We start from the raw sequence: 20,802 nt of genomic DNA on the forward strand, positions 1-20,802 counted from the left end.
CGATAGCGAAAAGTAAAAAGTGGAGTGGTTAATGAACTACGTGAACAGTCTGCACGCCGCGCCAGACCTGCAAGACAAAGACGAATCCATCTTTCAGGCGCTGATGACCGCGATTGTCGAACATCAGCTGCTGCCGGGAAGCAAATTGCCGGAAGAGGCGCTGGCGGAGGTTTTTGGCGTGAGCCGTACGGGCATCCGTAAGGTGTTGCAGCGACTCGCCGCTGTGCAAATGGTCACCTTAACGCCCAAACGTGGTGCACACGTTGCCAGCCCGACGGTCGAAGAGGCCCAGCAGATCTTCCGCACTCGCGCGCTGCTGGAGGTCGCCAATCTGCCGGACGTGCTGGCGCACTGTCAGCCGCCGCATCTGGCGGCGCTGGCGTCAATCATCCGTCAGGAGCAGCAGGCGCATGAGGCTTACGACGGCCCGGCGGCGATCCGCCACTCTGCGAATTTCCATATTCAGCTGCAGGCCATCTCTGGTAACCAGGTGCTGACCGAAATGGTCACCCGCCTGAGCCAGCGCTCCTCGCTGGTGATTGCCACCTGGGGCGCGCCGTGGCGTCAGGGGTGCCGCTGCAACGATCATGAACAGCTTGTGGGGCTGCTGCGCCAGAAAGCGCTGCAGCCATTGAGCGATGCCCTGATGCACCATTTTGAACATATCGTTGCCAGCCTCTGTTTCGAACGGGCGGGTGAGTGCCTGCCTGATTTTGCCCGGCTGTTCGCCAGCCACAAGGAGTCGTAATGTCGTCTGTCTGTATACAAGTCATTAATCCCAATACCAGCCTCGCGATGACCGAAACCATCGGCGCGGCCGCCCGCGCGGTGGCTGCACCGGGTACGGAGATCCTCGCGGTCTGCCCCAGTGCAGGTGTGCCCTCAATCGAAGGTCATTTTGATGAGGCCATTGCCGCCGTGGGTGTCCTTGAACAGATCAAAAAAGGCAGAGAGCAGGGGGTGGCGGGTCACGTGATTGCCTGCTTTGGCGATCCGGGGCTGCTGGCCGCGCGCGAGCTGGCACAAGGGCCGGTTGTCGGCATTGCCGAAGCCGCCATGCATATGGCCACGCTGGTGGCGACGCGCTTTTCCATTGTCACCACGCTGCCGCGCACGCTGATCATTGCCCGTCATCTGCTGCACCAGTATGGCTTTCACGATCGCTGCGCGGCCCTGCACGCGATAGATCTCCCGGTGCTGGCGCTGGAAGATGGCACCGGTCTGGCGCAGGAGAAAGTGCGCGCGCGCTGTATACAGGCCCTGAAAGAGGATGGCTGCGGTGCCATTGTGCTGGGCTGTGGCGGGATGGCAACGCTCGCCCAGGAGCTGACGCGCGAGCTGCGCGTGCCGGTGATCGACGGCGTCAGCGCGGCGGTGAAGATGGTGGAATCGCTGGTGGCGCTGGAGCTGTCAACCAGCAAGCACGGGGATCTGGCATTTCCGGAGAACAAACCGTTAAGCGGACATTTTCAGGCATTGAATCCATTTTAATTTTTGGGGGTGGTAATGGGGCTTTTTGAAGAGGGTTATCCGCGGGATCTGCGAGGCTACGCCGGCAACCCGCCGCATGCGCAGTGGCCGGATCAGGCACGCATCGCCGTGCAGTTTGTGCTCAATTATGAAGAGGGGGCAGAAAACCACGTCCTGCATGGCGATGCCGGGTCGGAACAGTTTCTCTCGGACATCATTGGAGCGGCCAGCTATCCGGACAAACATATGTCCATGGACTCCCTGTACGAATACGGCAGCCGCGCCGGGTTCTGGCGGATCCACAATGAATTTCAGAAACGCGGCCTGCCGCTGACGGTCTTTGGCGTAGCGATGGCGCTGGCGCGTCATCCGGAGATTGTCGCGGCGATCAAGGCGGCGGATTACGACGTGGTCAGCCACGGCTGGCGCTGGATCCACTATCAGAACATGGATATCAACCAGGAACGTGAGCATCTGCACAAAGCGGTGCACGTGCTGACCGATCTGTTTGGCAAACCGCCTACGGGCTGGTACACCGGGCGCGACAGCCCCAACACGCGCCAGCTGGTGGTGGAGCAGGGCGGTTTTGACTACGACAGCGACTACTATGGCGACGACTTACCCTTCTGGACGGAAGTGACCTGCAGCGATGGCAGCCGTAAACCGCACCTGATCGTGCCCTACACGCTGGACGCGAACGACATGCGCTTCGCCACCGCCCAGGGGTTTAATACCGCTGAGCAGTTTTATACTTACCTGAAAGACAGCTTTGACGTGCTGTATGAAGAGGGCGAAAGTGCGCCGAAGATGATGTCCATCGGCATGCACTGCCGTCTGCTGGGGCGTCCGGGGCGTTTTCGCGCGCTGCAGCGGTTCCTGGATTATGTGCAGCAGCACGAGCGGGTCTGGGTCTGTACCCGCCAGCAAATTGCCGATCACTGGCGGGACGTGCATCCGTTTCAGAAATAATTGAGCCGTATTTTGCCGGGTGGCGACTGCGCCTTTCCCGGCCTACGACGACATCACACTCACCTGTGCCGCAACAATGCGCCACCCGTAAACAAACCGCACCCACGTCTGCTGCTGGCGGCCAATGCGTTCCGTCCCCTCGCGGGTAAACTCGGTGCTGCACACGGCATAATCCTCACCGAAGGTGGTGATCACGGTATTGCGCAACGTTCGCTGTAGCCCGGCGGAAGGCCGTGCCGCACGAAAGGCGCGGATTTCATCAATGCCGTAGAGGTTTTCCCCCGCGCCCAGTCGCACCGTGTTTTTGTCGTGCCAGAACAACTCATCCAGCACCGCAATGTTGTTGCTCACCAGCGCATCTTCGTAGCGGTAAAACGCGGCTGTGACATCCGCCACCACCCAGGGAAGGTTAATGTTGTCGTGATTGATCATGGTGCCATCTCCGCAGGACGGGCATCGGTTATCCCGCTCGCTTCCAGGACCCGCGCCACGCGCAGGCAGGCTTGTTCATTAAACGGCGCTGCGATGAGTTGCAGACCAATTGGCGCGCCCCGGGCGGTGCGTAGCGGAACGGTGGTGACGGGCAAACCCAGAAACGAAATCGGCTGCGTCAGCATCCCCATGCTGGCACGCACCGGCAGTGGCTCCCCGTTAATCTCCATGGTCTGCTCGCCGATCGTCGTGGCGCTGCGCGGCGTTGCCGGGGCGATCAGCACGTCGGCCTGTTCAAACAGCGCTTTACAGGCCTGTCGGGCGTGGGCGCGAAAACGCTGGGCCTGAATATACCAGGCGGAAGGGATCATCGCCCCAGCCAACAGGCGTTCGCGGGAGTGTGGTTCGAAACGCGCCGGCTCACGGCGAAGAGACGGCAGGTACTGGTTCCCCCCTTCGGAGGCGCTGATGATGAATGCGGCAGAGCGGGCCAGTTCCGCATCAGGGAACTGAAGCTCCTCCTGGACATCGAGAGCACGTGCCACGCGCGCGACGGCTTCCCGGGCATCATCATTACACCACGTGCTGAAATAGCCGCCGAGGACCGCACAACGCAATCCATCCAGACCGCGATCGAGTAAGGGACGCGTCTGCTCGCGTGAGGACTCCGCCTGAAAAGGGTCGCAGGTGTCTCGTCCCTGCAGCGCATCGTACACGGACGCCAGATCGCACACGCGCCGGGCAAACGGCCCGATATGATCGAGACTGGCGACAAACGGGTGGCTGCCGGAGCGTGACAGGCGGCCAAAGGTCGGTTTTAAGCCGTAAATTCCGCACAGGGATGCCGGGACGCGAATCGACCCGTTGGTGTCGGTACCCAGTGAAAAATGGACCAGCCTGGCGGCGACGGCGGCGGCAGAGCCACCGGAGGAGCCGCCTGCAATGCGCGTCAGATCGTGCGGATTACGCGTGGCGCCGTAGTGGCTGTTTTCCGTGGTAAAGCCGTAGGCGTAGGCATCCATATTGACCATCCCGGACAACAGTCCTCCCGCGCTGCGTAGCTGGCGAACCGCAAAGCTGTCTGCGCTGGCAGCGGAACGCTTGCTGAACAGCTCGGCTCCGGCGAGGGTGGTGTGCCCGGCCACATCAAACAGGTTTTTTACCGCGTAAGGCACGCCCGCCAGCGGCGGCAGGGGGCGCTTCTCGCGGCGCAGGGTATCGATATTTTCTGCCTCGGCCAGCATCCGTGCGTCGGTAACCGCCGTCCAGGCGTTGATCTGCGGGTTGATGCGCGCAATATCCTCCAGCGTCTGACGGGCGATCTCGCGGGCGCTTAACTCGCCTGCACTCAGCGCCTGCTGGATCGCGCTGATACTCATCTCGTGTAGCCTCATGCTTTGTATACTCCTGCGATCTCCAGACGGTCATCAAGCGGCAGCGCCATCAGCGGGGCGGCCATGGCGGCAATGCGGCTAAACTGCAGCTGAAGCTCCGCGCGGCGGGCGTCATCCAGCTCAACGCCCAGCACGGCCTCCATCTGCGCCAGGTAGGCATGCCAGTCAGGTTGTTGTGTTGTCATTCTTCTCTCCTCAGTATCCGGCGGCGGCACCGTTGCTGCGCGGGTCGAACGCGCCTTCAAACAGCCCGTTCGGGTGGCGGACAATCGCCCCCGCGTGGCCCATGGCTTCGCTAAAGTCCGGGAAGATCTCCACCTCGTGGCCGAGCGCCTGCAGGCGTGCGATCGTCTCAGGGGAAAACCGGCCTTCCACTTTTAAGGTGTCTGAGGTTTGTCCCCAGGTGCGCCCCAGCAGCCAGCGCGGACGGGAGATGCTCTCCTGCAGCGGCAGACCCTGCACCACATAGCGGGTAAAGAGCGTGGCCTGGGTTTGCGGCTGGCCGTCACCGCCCATGGAGCCGTAGACCATTACCCGTCCGTCGTTCAGACGCGCCGCGGCCGGGTTCAGGGTATGGAACGGCTGTTTGCCCGGCGCGAGGGCCAGAAGATGTGCGGAATCGAGGCTGAACGACGCTCCCCGGTTCTGCCAGACGATACCGGTATCCGGGAGCACCACGCCGCTGCCGAACTCGTGATAAATGCTCTGGATAAACGACACGGCCAGGCCGCTGTTATCCATCACCCCCATCCACACCGTATCGCCGGGGCCTTTGCCGGTGCCCCACGGCGCGGCATGGTTATCGTCAACCCGGTCGGCGAGCGCCTGAAGCGCCTCAGGATCCAGCAGGCTCTGAATATCGGTTTTCAGCTCGTGCGGGTCGGTGATGTGGGCATCTCGCAGGCCAAAGGCCAGTTTGGTGGCTTCCACAATGCGGTGCACCGTCCCGGCGTCGTCGGCATCGGCCATTGCCAGACGGTCGGTAATGCCGAGGATCGCCAGCGATACCAGCCCCTGCGTCGGCGGGGCGAGGTTCCAGACCTCACCCTGCTGATGCGCTAATTTCAGCGGCGTGGTGCGCCGGGCGACATGCGCGTTCAAATCGGCCAGCGTAATCGGCAGGCCGAGTGTCTCCATCCCACGGGCCAGACGCGCCGCCAGCGGGCCGCGATAAAAGCTCTCCAGACCCTCTTCGGCAAGTTGTATCAGCGTGGAGGCCAGCGCCGGTTGATAAAACCGGCTGCCGACCTCCGGTGGCTTGCCGTCAACCAGCCAGGTTTCCGCGAAGCCGGGCAGGTCTTTCAGTTCGTCGAATTTACTGGCGGTGGCGCTGGCCTGCGAGGCCGTGACCGGCGTGCCGTTGCGGGCATAGTCAATGGCATCTGCCAGCAGATGCGTCAGCGGCAGGGCCTTGCCCGTCAGCGCGTGTGAGACCTTAAGCGCCTCCGCCCAGCCACTGACGGTACCCGCCACGGTCAGCGCCGCACGGGGCCCGCGATGGGGAATGTGTGTCAGATCGCCATAGGCGGCAAGCGTCGCCAGCGATCCCGCCGCGCCGCTGGCATCGATGGCAATCGGTTCACCGCCGGGGGGGACGATAAGCCAGAAGCCATCGCCGCCCAGGCCATTCATATGGGGATAGACCACGGCAATGGTGGCCGCCGCCGCGACCATCGCTTCAATCGCGCTACCGCCGTCGCGCAGCACCGACAGTGCGCTCTGGCTGGCAAGATGATGGGGGGCAACCGCCATTCCGTGTACGGAGACATTACTTTGCATGAACAGTCCTCATAACCCTGAAAGTCACAAGGCGCTGCAAAAGCTGTTCCAGGTATGAATGAAAAGTTTCATGTTATCCCGGCTGATATGCTGGCATGCTTAATGAATAGAGAGCGAGAGATGAAACAAACGTTACAGAGGCGTTATGGAACAGCTTGATGAACGACTGAAAGCACAATACGCGTCACTATCGCCGCAGGAGCAGCGGGTGGCGGATTTTATTTTCGACCACTTCGACGATCTGATCAGCTACAACAGCGCCGAGCTGGCGCAGTTGAGCGGGGTGTCGAAAGCCACGGTGAGCCGCCTGTTTAAGCGTCTGGGCTATGAGAAGTATAAGGACATGCGTGATGAGCTGCGTACCCTGCGCCAGAGCGGTATGCCGCTGACCGACAACCGCGACGCGGTGCAGGGCAACACGCTGCTGGCGCGTCACTATAAGCAGGAGATGGCCAACCTGACCCAGTGGGTGAATGCTCTGGATGCCCGGCAGTTTGCCGACGCGATGGCGTGCATGGTAAAGGCGCGGCGCATTGTCATTATCGGGATGCGTAACGCCTATCCGGCGGCGCTGCACCTGCGTCAGCAACTGCTGCAGGCGCGCGGGCAGGTGCTGGTACTGCCGCAACCGGGGCAGAGCCTGAGCGAAGAGCTGGTGGATCTCACCCCCGACGATCTGGTGGTGATGATGGCCTTTCGCCGCCGCCCGCGCATTATCCGTCCGCTGCTGCAGCAGCTTCAGGGCAGCGGTATCCCGGTGCTGCTGATGTGCGAGCCGCAGGCGCACAGCCTGTTTCCGCTGGCGAGCTGGCAGCTTTGTGCCCCGCTGGACAGCGTCTCGGCCTATGACAGCTACGCCTCGGTCAACAGCCTGATCAACCTGCTGGCGAATGCCTTCCTGCATGAAATCCTCGATAAAGGCCGTCCGCGCATTCATGAGATCGCCACCCTTTATCAGCATCTGGACGAACTCGAACAACGATAATGGGGCATCAGCGTGGTGCTTTGCATTGAAATGGTGCAGTGAAACGGGGCGGAATAGAGACAGCTTTTCCGCCCCGTCCTCGTTTTATCAGGCATTACAACAAAATCCCGCGTTTCGCTTTAACTGGCACATTAGTTGCAAAATCCAATTCAAAGAATCTTTTGTTTCATGTTAACGTTACGGGGAAGCACCATGAAAAAATTGTTGATTGCACTGGCCGGGGCCGTTTGTCTGTTCACTAACCTGCCTGTAAAGGCGGACCAGCTGCAGGATATCGAGAAACGCGGCACCATCCGCATTGCCGTTCCGCAGGATTTCCCGCCGTTCGGCTCGGTCGGGACCGATCTGCAGCCGCAGGGTTATGACATCGATATGGCGCATTATCTGGCCAAACAGATGAAGGTCAAGCTGCAGCTGGTTCCGGTGACCAGCGCCAACCGCGTGCCGTATCTGCAAACCGATAAGGTGGACCTGGTGATCTCAAGCCTCGGGAAGAATGCGGAACGTGAAAAGGTGATCGATTTTAGCCGCGCCTATGCGCCGTTCTTCCTCGGCGTGTTTGGCCCGAAAGGCGCAGAACTGAAAGATGCCGCCGCCCTGAGCGGCAAAACCATCGGCGTGACGCGTGGCGCAGTGGAGGACATGGTGCTGACCAGCCTGGCGCCGAAAGACGCAGATGTAAAACGCTATGAGGACAACAACACCACGCTGTCGGCGTATCTGTCCGGACAGGTGCAGTATGTGGCCACCGGCAACCTTGTGGTGGCGGCCATCTCGCGCCAGAACGCGGAGAAAGCCCCGGTGCCGAGCTTTATGCTGAAAGATTCACCGTGCTTTATCGGTCTGAAGAAAAATGAACCGGCGCTGAAGGCGAAAGTGGATGCGCTGATTGAACAGGGTATTAAAGACGGCACTCTGAACGGCTTCTCTGAGCAGTGGCTCAAGGCGCCGCTGCCGGCAAGCCTTGGCGTGTAAGGCAATGACAGAGCAACTCCATTTCTCTGAGCTCTGGCCGCACTGGCCGGCGCTGCTGGCCGGGCTGTGGGTCACCATTCAGTTGACGGTGATGGCGACCCTGGGCGGTCTGGCGATTGGTATTTTCGGGGCGGCCATTCGCAGCGGGCGGGCGACGTGGTTTAGCCGGATCTGGGGCGGTTACGTGGAGATTATCCGTAACACGCCGTTTGTGGTGCAGCTGTTTTTTATCGTCTTCGGCCTGCCCAATATGGGGCTGAAGATGACGGCGGGTGAGGCGGCACTGCTGGCGATGGTGGTCAATCTGGGCGCGTACAGCACCGAGATCGTCCGGGCGGGCATTCAGGTGACGCCAAAAGGGCAGTGGGAGGCCGGACGCGTGCTGGGGCTGACCCGTACCCAGACCTTCATCCGCGTGGTGTTGCCACCTGCGCTACAGCGTATTTATCCGGCGCTGGTGAGCCAGTGCATTATCGTGATGCTCGGCTCGTCGGTGGTGTCGCAGGTCTCGTATGAAGAGCTGACCTTTGCCGCCAACCTGATCCAGTCCAGAACGTTTCTGAGCTTTGAGGTTTATCTGGTGACAACCGGGATTTACTTAGCGCTGTCAATTACCCTGCGTCAGCTGATGATGGCGGCAGGACGCAAATGGCTGGGGGTGCAGGCATGATGACCACCTTTACCGACTGGGACATTATTCGCAACCTGCTGCTGGCCGGGCGCTGGACGATACTGCTGTCGCTGGTGGCGTTTGTCGGCGGCGCGGTGGTGACCCTGCCGCTGCTGCTGCTGCGCCTCACTGGCGGGCGAATGATCATGCGCCTGATCCGTGGCTATATTGAGCTGTTTCAGGGTACACCGCTGCTGATGCAGCTGTTCCTGGCGTTCTTCGGCGTGGCGCTGTTCGGCATCGATGTCTCGCCATGGACCGCCGCATCGCTGGCGTTAACCTTCTACACCAGCGCGTTTCTGCTCGACATCTGGTTTGGCAGTATTCGCGCCTTGCCAAAAGGGCAGTGGGAAGCGTCGCGCTGTCTGGGGCTGACCTTTGGCCAGACCCTGTTTCGCGTGGTCGCCCCTCAGGCGCTGCGCATCGGCATCGCCCCGACGGTCGGTTTTGCCGTGCAGGTCATCAAGGGCACCGCGCTGGCGTCGATCATCGGCTTTATCGAGCTGACCAAGGCCGGGACGATGCTGACCAACGTGACGTATCAGCCGTTTAAGGTCTTTGCGCTGGTGGCGCTCGGCTACTTTATTCTGTGTTATCCGCTGTCGCGCTACAGCCGCTATCTGGAGACGAAATTCAATGCCTCTCATCACCATTAATCAGGTGCAGAAGTACTACGGCGAAAACCACGTGCTCAAGGGCGTCGATCTGGATATCGACATGGGCCAGGTGATCTCCATTATCGGGCGCAGCGGGTCGGGCAAAAGCACGCTGCTGCGCTGCATCAACGGGCTGGAAGGGTATCAGGACGGCAGCATCAAGCTGGGCGGCATGACCATTACCGACCGGGATTCTCAGGCGCGTGAAATCAGCCGCTCGGTCGGGATGGTGTTCCAGAGCTTCAACCTGTTCCCGCACATGACGGCGCTGGAAAACGTGATGCTGGCCCCGCGTCGTGTACTGAAGAAAAGCGCCGCCGAATGCCGTGAGCTGGCGCAGCGCATGCTGGAAAAAGTCGGCCTCGGTGACCGTCTGGATTACTACCCGTCGAGCCTCTCCGGCGGCCAGCAGCAGCGCGTGGCGATTGCCCGGGCGCTGGCGATGTCGCCAAAAGTTTTACTCTGTGACGAGATCACCTCCGCGCTCGACCCGGAGCTGGTGGGCGAAGTGCTTAAGGTGCTGGAGCAGCTGGCGGCCGAGGGGATGACGCTGATACTTGTTACCCATGAAATGAATTTTGCCCGCGAAGTGGGCGACCGCGTGGTGTTTATGCACCAGGGGAAAGTCTGGGAGCAGGGCGACAGCAAAACGCTGTTCGCCAACCCGCAGACCACGGAACTGAAGCAGTTCATCTCCTCCGTGCGCGGCCTCAACTGATAAGGACTTAACAATGGATATCGCTCAGTTTCCGCAACTTAATCCGCCCCAGCGCCTGCTGATGGGGCCGGGCCCGATCAACGCCGACCCGCGCGTGCTGCGCGCCATGTCGAGCCAGCTGATCGGCCAGTACGATCCGGCGATGACCCACTACATGAACGAGGTGATGGCGCTCTATCGCGGGGTGTTCCGCACCGAGAACCGCTGGACGATGCTGGTGGACGGCACCTCCCGCGCGGGCATTGAGGCGATTCTGGTGTCGGCCATTCGCCCGGGCGATAAAGTGCTGGTGCCGGTGTTTGGCCGCTTCGGCCATCTGCTGTGCGAAATCGCCCGCCGCTGCCGGGCGGAAGTGCATACCATCGAGGTGCCGTGGGGCGAGGTGTTTACCCCGGATCAGGTGGAGGATGCCATCAAACGTATTCGTCCTCGTCTGCTGCTGACCGTTCAGGGGGATACCTCCACCACCATGCTGCAGCCGCTGGCCGAGCTCGGCGCGATTTGCCGCCGTTATGACGTGCTGTTTTACACCGACGCCACCGCGTCGCTCGGGGGGAACGCGCTGGAGACCGACGCCTGGGGGCTGGACGCCGTCTCCGCTGGCATGCAGAAATGTCTTGGCGGCCCGTCCGGCACGTCACCGATCACCCTGAGCGCACGCATGGAAGAGGCGATCCGCCGCCGCAAATGCGTCGAGGAGGGGATCCGCACCGACGCCCATCGCGACGGCGACGAGGAGATGATCTACTCCAACTATTTCGATCTCGGCATGGTGATGGATTACTGGGGGCCGGAGCGGCTGAACCATCACACTGAAGCCACCACCGCGCTGTTTGGCGCCCGCGAATGCGCGCGGCTGATCCTGCAGGAGGGGCTGGACAACGGCATCGCCCGGCACAAGCTGCACGGCGATGCGCTGCTGAAAGGCATTCAGGCGATGGGGCTGGAGACCTTTGGTGACCTGAAGCACAAGATGAACAACGTGCTGGGCGTGGTGATCCCGCAGGGCGTTAACGGCGATCAAGTGCGTAAGCTGATGCTAGAAGATTTCGGTATCGAAATTGGCACCTCGTTTGGCCCGCTGCACGGCAAAGTGTGGCGCATAGGGACCATGGGCTATAACGCCCGTAAAGATTGCGTAATGACCACCCTGAGCGCGCTGGAGTCGGTGCTGAACTACCTGAAATTTACCACCCCCCAGGGGGCGGCGATGCAGGCCGCGTGGGATCATTATCGCCGCGAGACGTCACAATGAGCCCGGCGGCAGAGCGGGTGATGGCCCGTGCCGATGCGCTGGCCGCCATCAGCGAAACCCCGGACGGCCTGACGCGGGTTTATCTCTCCACGCAGCATCTGCAGGCCAACCAGCTGGTCGGGCAGTGGATGAGCCAGGCGGGCATGACCGTCTGGCAGGACAGCGTCGGGAATATTTGCGGGCGCTATGAGGCGCAGCAGGAGGGCGCGCCGGCGGTACTGCTTGGCTCGCATCTGGATACCGTGCGCAATGCCGGGCGCTACGACGGCATGCTCGGCGTGCTCACCGCCATTGAGGTGGTGGACAGCCTGCATCAGCAGGGCGTGCGCCTGGCGCAGGCCATCGAGATTGTTGGTTTCTGCGACGAAGAGGGGACCCGCTTCGGCATTACGCTGTTAGGCAGTCGCGGCCTGACGGGCACCTGGCCGGAGAATTGGCTTGATACCTGTGATGCCAGTGGCATAAGCGTGGCGCAGGCGATGGTGCAGGCGGGGCTGGATCCCGCACGGGTGGCGCTTGCCGCACGGCGGCAGGAGGACTTCAGCGCCTGTCTGGAGCTGCATATTGAACAGGGGCCGTGCCTGGAGCAGGAGGGGCTGGCGCTGGGGGTGGTGGAAGCCATTAACGGTGCGCGGCGTCTGAACTGTCACTTTACCGGCGAAGCCGGGCATGCCGGAACCGTGCCGATGGCGCACCGTAAAGATGCCCTGGCCGCGGCTGCCGAATGGATGGTGCAGGTTGAAAACACCACCCGCCAGCGCGGCGGCAATCTGGTTGCCACGGTGGGGGCGTTACGCTGTCTGCCCGGCGCGGTCAACGTTATTCCCGGCGAAGTGGCGCTCTCACTGGATATTCGCGGCCCGCAGGATGCCCCGCTGGACGCACTGCTCACTGAACTGCTCATTCAGGCGGAACAGATCGCAGCCCGGCGTGGGCTCAGTTTCAACGCCGAGGAGTTTTACCGGATCGCCGCCACGCCGTGCGATGCCAGCCTGCAATCGTTGTTAGGGGAGGCCGTGACATCGGTTCAGGGCCGCACCCTATCGCTGCCGAGCGGTGCCGGGCACGACACCATTGCGCTGGCAGAACGCTGGCCGGTGGGGATGTTGTTTGTGCGCTGCAAGGGGGGCATCAGCCACCATCCGGCGGAGTCGGTGATGGCTGAGGATGTTGCCCTGGCGGTTGAGGCGTTTGGGCGGGCGGTGAGAACGCTGGCTGACGGTGGCGCGCGTTAAGCCACCGAACGCACCACATCTTCGATATCCGCGCTCACCCGTACATCCTGCTCGTTAAACACCATGCAGTGATGGTCGTCAAACGCCACGTCTATCTTCTGCCAGGGCGCGAACTTCACGTCGCCCGGCAGCAAGATCTTCACGTTGTCATGGCCATAGCATTGCCCAAACAGGTAAGTATTGTTTCCCAGTCGCTCCACCACTTCACAGTTAAATTCCAGCCGCGTGCCGTGGTGAAGGTCGGTAGTTAAATGTTCCGGGCGAATGCCCAGCGTGACCTGACTGCCCGGCTGCAGCGGTGTGGTGGTCATCGTGAGCGTGAGCGACTTCTGTTGCGATAGCCTGACGGTAAGCTTACCGGGCTGCCAGGCTTCAACGGTCGCCGGGAGAAAGTTCATCTTCGGAGAACCGATAAACCCGGCGACAAACTTATTTGCCGGTTTGTAATAGAGATCCATCGGGGCGCCCATCTGCTCAACCTTGCCATAGTTCATGACCACGATCTTGTCGGCCAGGGTCATCGCTTCGATCTGGTCGTGGGTGACATACACCATGGTGGTTTTCAGCTCCTGGTGCAGGCGGGCAAGGTGCAGACGCATCTCGACGCGCAGTTCGGCGTCCAGGTTAGAGAGCGGTTCATCAAACATAAAGACGCGCGGGTTACGCACGATGGCGCGGCCTATTGCCACGCGCTGGCGCTGCCCGCCCGAGAGCTGTTTAGGTTTGCGGTCCAGCAGGTGGGAGAGCTGCAGCGTTTTTGCCACCATCTCCACCTGGTGACGGATCTGTTCTTTTGGGACCTTATTCACCTTCAGCCCGTAGCCCATGTTTTCGGCGACCGTCATGTGCGGATAGAGCGCGTAGGACTGAAACACCATGGCCACGCCGCGGTGGGAAGGCGCGACGTCGTTCATCACCTCATTACCGATTAAGACTTCACCTTCGCTAATCTCCTCCAGACCGGCAATCATGCGCAGCATGGTCGATTTACCGCAGCCGGAAGGGCCAACAAAGACGGCGAATTCCCCGTCTTCAATTTCAAGATTCACGTTGTGCAAGGTGACGGTGTCGCCAAAGCGCTTGGTGACATTCCTTAACTGTATGTTTGACATCAGTGTTCCCCGAGTAAACCGCTGTCTATGTTTTACGTATAACAATTAGATTAAACATAGCTGGACGGTGCAATTTGTCTGCATTGACTATAACTTCCAGTATTCATGCGCCCTATACAGATTTTCCATTAATGTTATGACGATCACACAACTTACAGTTTTTTGTAGAGTTATCATGATGTGAAGGGTAGCGTATACCAAACCAAAGCTATTTGATGTCATACGTGCAGCATCTGAATTTGCTGAATTTTAGATGAGGTAAGTAAGGCATTAAATGTCATAACAACCATAAAATTGTTATACCTTCACATGAGGTTTGTAATGAAAAAGAACCTACTTGCCGCTCTGATCCTCTCTACGCTCTCGGTGCAGGTACATGCCACCACGCAGCTTAACGTCTGGGAAGACATCAAGAAGTCGTCCGGTATTAAAGATGCGGTGGCTGACTTTGAAAAACAGTACGACGTTAAGGTCAACGTCCAGGAGACACCTTACGCCCAGCAGCTGGAAAAACTGCGTCTGGATGGCCCGGCGGGCATTGGCCCGGACGTGCTGGTCATTCCTAACGATCAGCTGGGCGGTGCCGTGGTGCAAGGGCTGCTGACCCCCCTGAATCTGGAGGCTAAGCAGACCGAACAGTACACCCCGGCCTCAATCAATGCCTTCAAAATGGATAATGCTCTCTACGGCGTACCGAAAGCGGTCGAGACGCTGGTGCTGATCTACAACAAAGATCTCATCGACAAGCCGCTCAACTCGCTGCAGGACTGGTATGACTTTTCGAAACAGCAGCGCGCGAAAAACCAGTACGGCCTGCTCGCCAAGTTCGACCAGATTTACTACAGCTGGGGGGCAATTTCCCCAATGGGCGGCTACATCTTCGGTCATAACGACAAGGGCGGCTATAACGCCAGCGACGTTGGCCTGAACAAGCCGGGCGCGGTAGAGGCCGTGACGTACCTTAAAAAATTCTACGCCGACGGGATCTTCCCGGCCGGGATACTCGGTGACAACGGCCTGAACGCCATTGACTCCCTGTTCACCGAGAAGAAAGCGGCAGCCGTGATCAATGGGCCGTGGGCATTCCAGCCGTATGAAGCGGCCGGGATCAACTACGGCGTTGCGCCGCTGCCAACGCTGCCCGACGGCAAGCCTATGAGTTCATTCCTTGGCGTGAAAGGCTACGTTGTCTCCACGTGGAGCAAAGACAAAGCCCTGGCGCAGAAATTTATCGAATTCATCAACCAGCCGCAGTATGTGAAAACACGCTACATCGCCACGCGTGAGATCCCGCCGCTTACCGCGATGATTGACGATCCGGTTATCAAAAACGACGAAAAAGCGAGTGCCGTCGCGGTACAGTCGGCGCGCGCAACTGCCATGCCGGGCATCCCTGAAATGGGTGAAGTCTGGGGGCCAGCCAACGCCGCGCTGGAGTTGAGCCTGACCGGCAAACAGGATCCTAAAGCCGCGCTGGATAGCGCAGAAAAACAGGTCCAGATGCAAATCGAAGCCATGCAGGCCAGCAACCAGTAATTTTCTGCCGTCGCAAAACGGGAGGACTCTCTCCCGTTTTTTTGAAAGGAGTTGTCTGTGAGTATCATCCCGGAAAATTTTGCCAGACCGCACGGGGCCGGGCGCCATGCCTGGACCGGCCTGCTGCTGGCGTTCATTCCCGGCTTCGGCCAGTTCTACCATCGTCAGTGGCTGAAAGGGATCATCTTCCTGGTACTGCTGATCAGTTTTATTGGCGTATTTGCCGATTTTCTGCGCGAAGGGCTGTGGGGGCTGGTGACGCTGGGTGAGGAGGTGCCGCGGGACAACTCCATCTTCCTGCTGGCTGAGGGGATCATCAGCGTGCTGATCGCTGCGTTTGGCGTGATGGTCTGGTACCTGTCGATGCGTGATGCGTGGGTGAATGGCAGAAAACGCGATGCGGGGCTTGCGCTTAACAGCGTGCGCAAGCAGTACCAGATGCTGCTGAGCGACGGCTTCCCGTATCTGATGATCACGCCCGGCTTTATCCTGCTGGTGTTTGTGGTGGTTTTCCCGATCCTGTTCGGCTTTGCCATCGCCTTTACCAATTACAACCTCTATCACACGCCGCCGGCCAGGCTGGTGGACTGGGTTGGGTTTAAGAACTTCATCAATATCTTCACGCTCTCTATCTGGCGTTCGACCTTCTTCGACGTGCTGCAGTGGACGGTGGTCTGGACCCTGCTCGCCACTACGCTGCAATGTTCGGTAGGCGTGCTGCTGGCCATTCTGGTGAACCAGAAAGATCTGCGCTTTAAGCCGCTGATCCGCACCATCTTCATTCTGCCCTGGGCGGTGCCGGGCTTTGTCACCATCCTGGTGTTTGCCGGAATGTTCAACGACTCCTTTGGGGTGATCAACAACGCCATCCTGGCCTTCTTCGGCATCGCGCCAAAAGCGTGGATGACCGATCCGTTCTGGACCAAAACGGCGCTGATTATGATGCAGACCTGGCTCGGCTTCCCGTTTGTTTTTGCCATGACCACCGGCGTGCTGCAGGCCATTCCGGACGATCTGTACGAAGCGGCGACCATGGACGGCGCCAGCAGCGCGACTAAGCTGCGTACCATTACGCTGCCGCTGGTGCTGTACTCGATTGCACCGATTCTGATCACGCAATACACCTTCAACTTCAATAATTTCAACATCATCTACCTGTTTAATAACGGTGGACCGGCGGTGGTAGGGTCGAATGCGGGTGGGACGGATATCCTGGTGTCGTGGATCTACAAACTGACGATGTCCTCTTCGCAATATGCGATTGCGGCGACCATCACTATCCTGCTGTCGATCTTTGTCGTCGGGCTGGCGCTGTGGCAGTTCCGCGCCACGAAATCGTTCAAAAATGACGACATGGCGTAAGGAACGTAACAATGGCTCAATCACAAAGTATTAAACGTGAGAAGTGGGTTCGCCTCTCGCTCTCCTGGCTGGTTATCGCGCTGGTCTCGATAGTCATCATTTACCCGCTGGTATGGACGGTCGGTGCGTCGTTTAACGCGGGTAATAGCCTGCTGAGCTCGTCGATTATTCCGGAGAACTTCTCGGTGCAGCACTATGCCGACCTGTTCAACGGCCAGGTGAACTACATGACCTGGTACTGGAACTCAATGAAAATCAGCTTCCTGACCATGGTACTGACCTTAATCAGCGTCAGCTTTACCGCCTACGCGTTTTCGCGCTTTCGCTTTAAGGGGCGCCAGAACGGTCTGATGCTGTTCCTGTTGCTGCAGATGATCCCCCAGTTCTCGGCGCTGATTGCCATCTTCGTGCTGTCGCAGCTTTTGGGCCTTATCAATAGCCATCTGGCGCTGGTGTTGATCTACGTGGGCGGCATGATCCCGATGAACACTTACCTGATGAAAGGCTACCTCGATGCCATCCCGAAAGATCTGGATGAATCCGCGCGCATGGACGGGGCCAGTAATTTCCGGATTTTCATCGAAATTATCATGCCGCTTTCGAAGCCGATTGTGGCGGTGGTGGCGCTGTTCTCCTTCACCGGGCCGCTGGGGGATTTCATCCTCTCCAGCACCATTTTGCGCACCCCGGACAAATACACCTTACCCATCGGGCTTTATAACCTGGTGGCGCAAAAAATGGGTGCCAGCTACACCACCTACGCGGCAGGCGCGGTCCTGATTGCGGTGCCGGTGGCGATCCTCTACCTGGCGTTACAAAAATACTTCGTCTCCGGCCTGACCTCCGGGAGTACCAAAGGATAACCATGAAAAGACTCAAACCCGCTTTGCTCGCCGTTTGCCTCTCATGTGGCCTTGCCGCGAGTGCTTTTGCTGCCGACGCGGTGAAAACGCGTCCGTTTAACGCCATGCCTGCCGATTTTATTAAGGGGGCGGATATTTCGACCCTACTGGAAGCCGAACAACACGGCGCGAAATTCTATAACCAGAACGGCCAGCAGCAGGATGCGATTGCGATCCTGAAGGCCAACGGCGTGAACTATGTGCGTCTGCGCTTGTGGGTAGATCCGCAGGATGCGAGCGGCAAGACCTACGGTGGTGGCAGTAACAACCTGGAAAACACGATTGCGCTGGCGAAGCGCGTGAAGGCGCAGGGCCTGAAGCTGCTGCTCGACTTCCACTACAGCGATTTCTGGACCGATCCGGGCAAACAGTTCAAGCCAAAAGCCTGGGAGAAAATGGACTACCCGCAGCTTAAAACGGCGATCCATGACTACACCCGCGACACCATCGCCCGCTTTAAGCAAGAGGGCGTCCTGCCGGACATGGTGCAGATCGGTAACGAAATCAACGGCGGCATGCTGTGGCCGGAAGGCAAAAGCTGGGGGCAGGGCGGCGGCGAATTTGACCGTCTGGCCGGACTGCTCAACGCCGCGATTAGTGGGCTAAAAGAGAATCTGACCGGCGGCGAGCAGGTGAAAATCATGCTGCACCTGGCGGAAGGGACCAAAAATGACACCTTCCGCTGGTGGTTTGATGAGATCGCGAAGCGCGACGTGCCGTTCGATATCATCGGGCTGTCGATGTACACCTACTGGAACGGCCCGATAAGCGCGCTGAAGGCCAATATGGATGACATCAGCAAGCGCTATAACAAAGACGTGATTGTGGTGGAAGCGGCCTACGGCTATACGCTGGACAACTGCGATAACGCCGAGAACAGCTTCCAGGCGAAAGAAGAAAAAGACGGCGGCTATCCGGGCACTGTTCAGGGCCAGTACGAATATATTCACGATTTGATGCAGTCCGTTATTGACGTGCCGGGCCATCGTGGCAAAGGCATCTTTTATTGGGAGCCGACCTGGATTGCCGTACCGGGCACCACGTGGGCGACCAAAGCCGGCATGAAATATATCCATGACGAATGGAAAGAGGGGAATGCTCGCGAGAATCAGGCGTTATTTGATTGCCAGGGCAAAGTGCTTCCGTCAATAACCGTATTTAAGTAATTTTTATCTTCATTCAGGACGTTTTTAATATGAATAAATTTGCGCCTTTAAGCCCTAAGGTCGCGGCGTTATTGCATGGCGCCGACTATAACCCGGAGCAATGGGAGAATTATCCCGATATTATTGAAAAAGATATCGCCATGATGCAGCAGGCGAAATGTAATGTCATGTCGGTAGGGATATTTAGTTGGGCGAAACTGGAACCGCGTGAAGGGGAATTTGATTTTGCCTGGCTGGATAACGTTATAGATAAACTGTATGCGGCAGGAATTCATATTTTCCTTGCTACGCCGAGCGGGGCGCGTCCGGCATGGATGTCGCAAAAATATCCGGAAGTGCTGCGCGTCGGGCGCAACCGCGTCCCCGCGCTGCACGGCGGGCGTCATAACCACTGCATGTCGTCTCCGGTCTACCGCGAAAAGACGATGAAAATTAACAGCCTGCTGGCGGCGCGTTATTCGCATCATCCGGCGGTGCTGGGCTGGCATATCTCCAATGAGTACGGCGGCGAATGCCACTGTAGCCTGTGCCAGGAACGCTTCCGCGACTGGCTAAAGGCGCGCTACAAAACTCTCGACGCGCTGAACCATGCGTGGTGGAGCACCTTCTGGAGCCACACCTACACCGACTGGTCGCAGATAGAGTCCCCTGCGCCGCAGGGAGAAGTGTCGATTCACGGCCTCAACCTCGACTGGCGTCGCTTCAATACCGCACAGGTGACTGATTTCTGCCGCCATGAAGTGGCCCCGCTAAAAGTAGCGAATGCGGAACTGCCGGTAACCACCAATTTTATGGAGTATTTCTACGACTACGACTACTGGCAGCTTGCGAAGGCGATCGACTTTATCTCCTGGGACAGCTACCCGATGTGGCACAGGGAGAAAGACGAAACGGCGCTTGCCTGCTACACCGCCATGTATCACGACATGATGCGTAGCCTGAAGGGCGGTAAGCCCTTCGTGCTGATGGAATCGACACCGAGCACCACCAACTGGCAGCCAACCAGCAAGCTGAAAAAGCCGGGGATGCATATTCTCTCGTCAATGCAGGCGGTGGCGCACGGAGCGGATTCGGTGCAGTACTTCCAGTGGCGTAAAAGCCGCGGGTCGGTGGAGAAATTCCACGGCGCGGTTATCGACCACGTGGGTCATCTGGATACCCGCGTCGGGCGTGAAGTGACGCGCCTGGGCGAGATGCTGGCACGCCTGCCGGAGGTCGCAGGTTGCCGTACCGAGGCCCGGGTGGCGATTGTCTTCGACCAGCAAAACCGCTGGGCACTGGATGATGCGGAAGGCCCGCGCAATATGGGAATGGAGTACGAAAAAACCGTCAACGAGCACTATCGTCCGTTCTGGGAAAAAGGCATCGCGGTGGATGTCATTGACGCTGACGGCGATCTGAGCTGCTACGCGCTGGTTATTGCCCCCATGCTCTACATGGTGCGCGAAGGTTTCGCCGGGCGGGCGGAAGCCTTTGTGGCCGCGGGCGGGCATCTGGTGACGACCTACTGGACCGGCGTGGTGGATGAGACCGATCTCTGTCATCTGGGCGGTTTCCCGGGCCCGCTGCGCAAGCTCCTCGGCATCTGGGCGGAAGAGATTGATTGCCTGGGCGAGGGGGAGCGAAACCTGGTTCAGGGGCTGGCGGGCAATGCCGCAGGTCTGCAGGGGCCATACCAGGTTCGTCATTTGTGCGAGCTGATCCACACCGAAACCGCCCAGGCGCTGGCGACCTACCGGGATGATTTCTACGCCGGACGGCCGGCAGTAACGGTCAACCGTTTTGGCAAAGGCAAAGCCTGGCACGTGGCGTCGCGCAACGATCTGCCGTTCCAGCGCGATTTCTTTGCCGCCATTATCGACGAACTGGCTCTGCCGCGCGCCATTGACGGCGATTTCCCTCCGGGAGTGGTTGCGACGGCGCGCACGGACGGCGAAACGACCTGGGTGTTTGTGCAGAACTACACGGCCCAGCAGCAGATCATCACGCTGCCGGGTGGCTACACCGATTGCATGACCGATGCCGCCGCTGCGGGCGATACCGCTCTGTTGCCCTGGGACTGTCGGGTGCTCAGGCGCAAAGCGTAGTTGATTTTCTTCCTCTCCCTGTGGGGAGAGGGATCCCCAGTAATTTTTTACCGGAAGCGATGAATGTTGCTTCAGGAAAATGAATGACTTACAGCGACA

The 20,802-nt window shown here is 59.3% G+C and carries 19 protein-coding genes and 1 pseudogene; 15 read left to right on the plus strand and 5 right to left on the minus strand.

Translation table 11 applies throughout. The features are described from left to right. The first annotated feature begins 31 nt into the window (after positions 1-31). The 3 genes and pseudogenes from EKN38_RS19305 (at position 32) to puuE (ending at position 2,439) form a co-directional block, all read left to right on the plus strand. Positions 32-748 carry a GntR family transcriptional regulator gene (locus EKN38_RS19305; protein WP_014831354.1) on the plus strand — a complete coding sequence of 239 codons (717 nt, stop codon included), beginning with the start codon at positions 32-34 and terminating at the stop codon, positions 746-748. Beyond that, positions 748-1,622: pseudogene (gene hpxA / locus EKN38_RS19310) on the plus strand (allantoin racemase). Before EKN38_RS19305 ends, hpxA begins: the two are co-directional and overlap by 1 nt. Then, positions 1,540-2,439 carry an allantoinase PuuE gene (puuE, locus tag EKN38_RS19315; protein ID WP_238540758.1) on the plus strand — a complete coding sequence of 300 codons (900 nt, stop codon included), beginning with the start codon at positions 1,540-1,542 and terminating at the stop codon, positions 2,437-2,439. The pseudogene hpxA and the gene puuE overlap by 83 nt, the downstream one beginning before the upstream one ends. 42 nt (positions 2,440-2,481) lie before the next feature. Here the strand turns inward: puuE and hpxZ are convergent, their stop codons facing one another. The 4 genes from hpxZ to hpxW are packed head-to-tail and all read right to left on the minus strand — an operon-like array spanning position 2,482 to position 6,044. Then, positions 2,482-2,871 (minus strand): oxalurate catabolism protein HpxZ, encoded by a 390-nt coding sequence (gene hpxZ, locus EKN38_RS19320; protein ID WP_014831357.1) that lies wholly within the window; start codon positions 2,869-2,871, stop codon positions 2,482-2,484. After that, positions 2,868-4,265 carry an AtzE family amidohydrolase gene (locus EKN38_RS19325; protein WP_014831358.1) on the minus strand — a complete coding sequence of 466 codons (1,398 nt, stop codon included), beginning with the start codon at positions 4,263-4,265 and terminating at the stop codon, positions 2,868-2,870. The genes hpxZ and EKN38_RS19325 overlap by 4 nt, the downstream gene beginning before the upstream one ends. Next, complete coding sequence (gene hpxX / locus EKN38_RS19330) at positions 4,262-4,450, minus strand: oxalurate catabolism protein HpxX (RefSeq protein WP_014831359.1); 189 nt, start codon at positions 4,448-4,450, stop codon at positions 4,262-4,264. The genes EKN38_RS19325 and hpxX overlap by 4 nt, the downstream gene beginning before the upstream one ends. A 10-nt stretch (positions 4,451-4,460) precedes the next feature. Continuing rightward, on the minus strand, positions 4,461-6,044 hold the full coding sequence (gene hpxW, locus EKN38_RS19335; RefSeq protein WP_014831360.1) for an oxamate amidohydrolase: 1,584 nt from the start codon (positions 6,042-6,044) through the stop codon (positions 4,461-4,463). 145 nt (positions 6,045-6,189) lie between these two features. Between hpxW and hpxU the strand changes: the two genes are divergently transcribed. The 7 genes from hpxU to hpxK all read left to right on the plus strand — a co-directional run bounded on the left by hpxU (position 6,190) and on the right by hpxK (position 12,538). Continuing rightward, positions 6,190-7,029, plus strand: coding sequence for a MurR/RpiR family transcriptional regulator HpxU (hpxU, locus tag EKN38_RS19340; RefSeq protein ID WP_014831361.1), 840 nt, complete (start codon positions 6,190-6,192; stop codon positions 7,027-7,029). 192 nt (positions 7,030-7,221) lie between these two features. Further along, complete coding sequence (locus EKN38_RS19345; protein WP_014831362.1) at positions 7,222-8,004, plus strand: transporter substrate-binding domain-containing protein; 783 nt, start codon at positions 7,222-7,224, stop codon at positions 8,002-8,004. 4 nt (positions 8,005-8,008) lie between these two features. Beyond that, the gene (locus EKN38_RS19350) at positions 8,009-8,674 is read left to right on the plus strand and encodes an amino acid ABC transporter permease (RefSeq protein ID WP_014831363.1); all 666 of its coding nucleotides are present in this window, start codon (positions 8,009-8,011) and stop codon (positions 8,672-8,674) included. Continuing rightward, positions 8,674-9,330, plus strand: coding sequence for an amino acid ABC transporter permease (locus EKN38_RS19355; protein WP_014831364.1), 657 nt, complete (start codon positions 8,674-8,676; stop codon positions 9,328-9,330). Before EKN38_RS19350 ends, EKN38_RS19355 begins: the two co-directional genes overlap by 1 nt. Beyond that, positions 9,311-10,048 carry an amino acid ABC transporter ATP-binding protein gene (locus EKN38_RS19360; protein ID WP_010429436.1) on the plus strand — a complete coding sequence of 246 codons (738 nt, stop codon included), beginning with the start codon at positions 9,311-9,313 and terminating at the stop codon, positions 10,046-10,048. The genes EKN38_RS19355 and EKN38_RS19360 overlap by 20 nt, the downstream gene beginning before the upstream one ends. 13 nt (positions 10,049-10,061) lie before the next feature. After that, positions 10,062-11,303, plus strand: a complete 1,242-nt coding sequence (locus EKN38_RS19365; RefSeq protein WP_014831365.1) for a pyridoxal-phosphate-dependent aminotransferase family protein — start codon at positions 10,062-10,064, stop codon at positions 11,301-11,303. Beyond that, complete coding sequence (gene hpxK / locus EKN38_RS19370) at positions 11,300-12,538, plus strand: allantoate amidohydrolase (protein WP_014831366.1); 1,239 nt, start codon at positions 11,300-11,302, stop codon at positions 12,536-12,538. The genes EKN38_RS19365 and hpxK overlap by 4 nt, the downstream gene beginning before the upstream one ends. Here the strand turns inward: hpxK and EKN38_RS19375 are convergent. Next, positions 12,535-13,650, minus strand: a complete 1,116-nt coding sequence (locus EKN38_RS19375; RefSeq protein WP_014831367.1) for an ABC transporter ATP-binding protein — start codon at positions 13,648-13,650, stop codon at positions 12,535-12,537. The two genes, hpxK and EKN38_RS19375, sit on opposite strands and share 4 nt — an antisense overlap. Before the next feature lie 321 nt (positions 13,651-13,971). Between EKN38_RS19375 and EKN38_RS19380 the strand changes: the two genes are divergently transcribed. The 5 genes from EKN38_RS19380 to EKN38_RS19400 are packed head-to-tail and all read left to right on the plus strand — an operon-like array spanning position 13,972 to position 20,703. Then, positions 13,972-15,186, plus strand: coding sequence for an extracellular solute-binding protein (locus tag EKN38_RS19380; protein WP_014831368.1), 1,215 nt, complete (start codon positions 13,972-13,974; stop codon positions 15,184-15,186). Positions 15,187-15,243: 57 nt separating this feature from the next. After that, positions 15,244-16,548 carry a carbohydrate ABC transporter permease gene (locus tag EKN38_RS19385; protein ID WP_014831369.1) on the plus strand — a complete coding sequence of 435 codons (1,305 nt, stop codon included), beginning with the start codon at positions 15,244-15,246 and terminating at the stop codon, positions 16,546-16,548. An 11-nt stretch (positions 16,549-16,559) separates the two neighbouring features. Then, the gene (locus EKN38_RS19390; protein ID WP_014831370.1) at positions 16,560-17,411 is read left to right on the plus strand and encodes a sugar ABC transporter permease; all 852 of its coding nucleotides are present in this window, start codon (positions 16,560-16,562) and stop codon (positions 17,409-17,411) included. A 2-nt stretch (positions 17,412-17,413) separates the two neighbouring features. Further along, positions 17,414-18,616 carry an arabinogalactan endo-beta-1,4-galactanase gene (locus EKN38_RS19395; protein ID WP_014831371.1) on the plus strand — a complete coding sequence of 401 codons (1,203 nt, stop codon included), beginning with the start codon at positions 17,414-17,416 and terminating at the stop codon, positions 18,614-18,616. 29 nt (positions 18,617-18,645) lie between these two features. After that, positions 18,646-20,703 (plus strand): beta-galactosidase, encoded by a 2,058-nt coding sequence (locus tag EKN38_RS19400; protein ID WP_014831372.1) that lies wholly within the window; start codon positions 18,646-18,648, stop codon positions 20,701-20,703. The last annotated feature ends 99 nt before the right edge of the window (positions 20,704-20,802 follow it).

Source organism: Enterobacter sp. WCHEn045836, from assembly GCF_003965585.1.
Lineage (GTDB): Bacteria > Pseudomonadota > Gammaproteobacteria > Enterobacterales > Enterobacteriaceae > Enterobacter > Enterobacter dissolvens.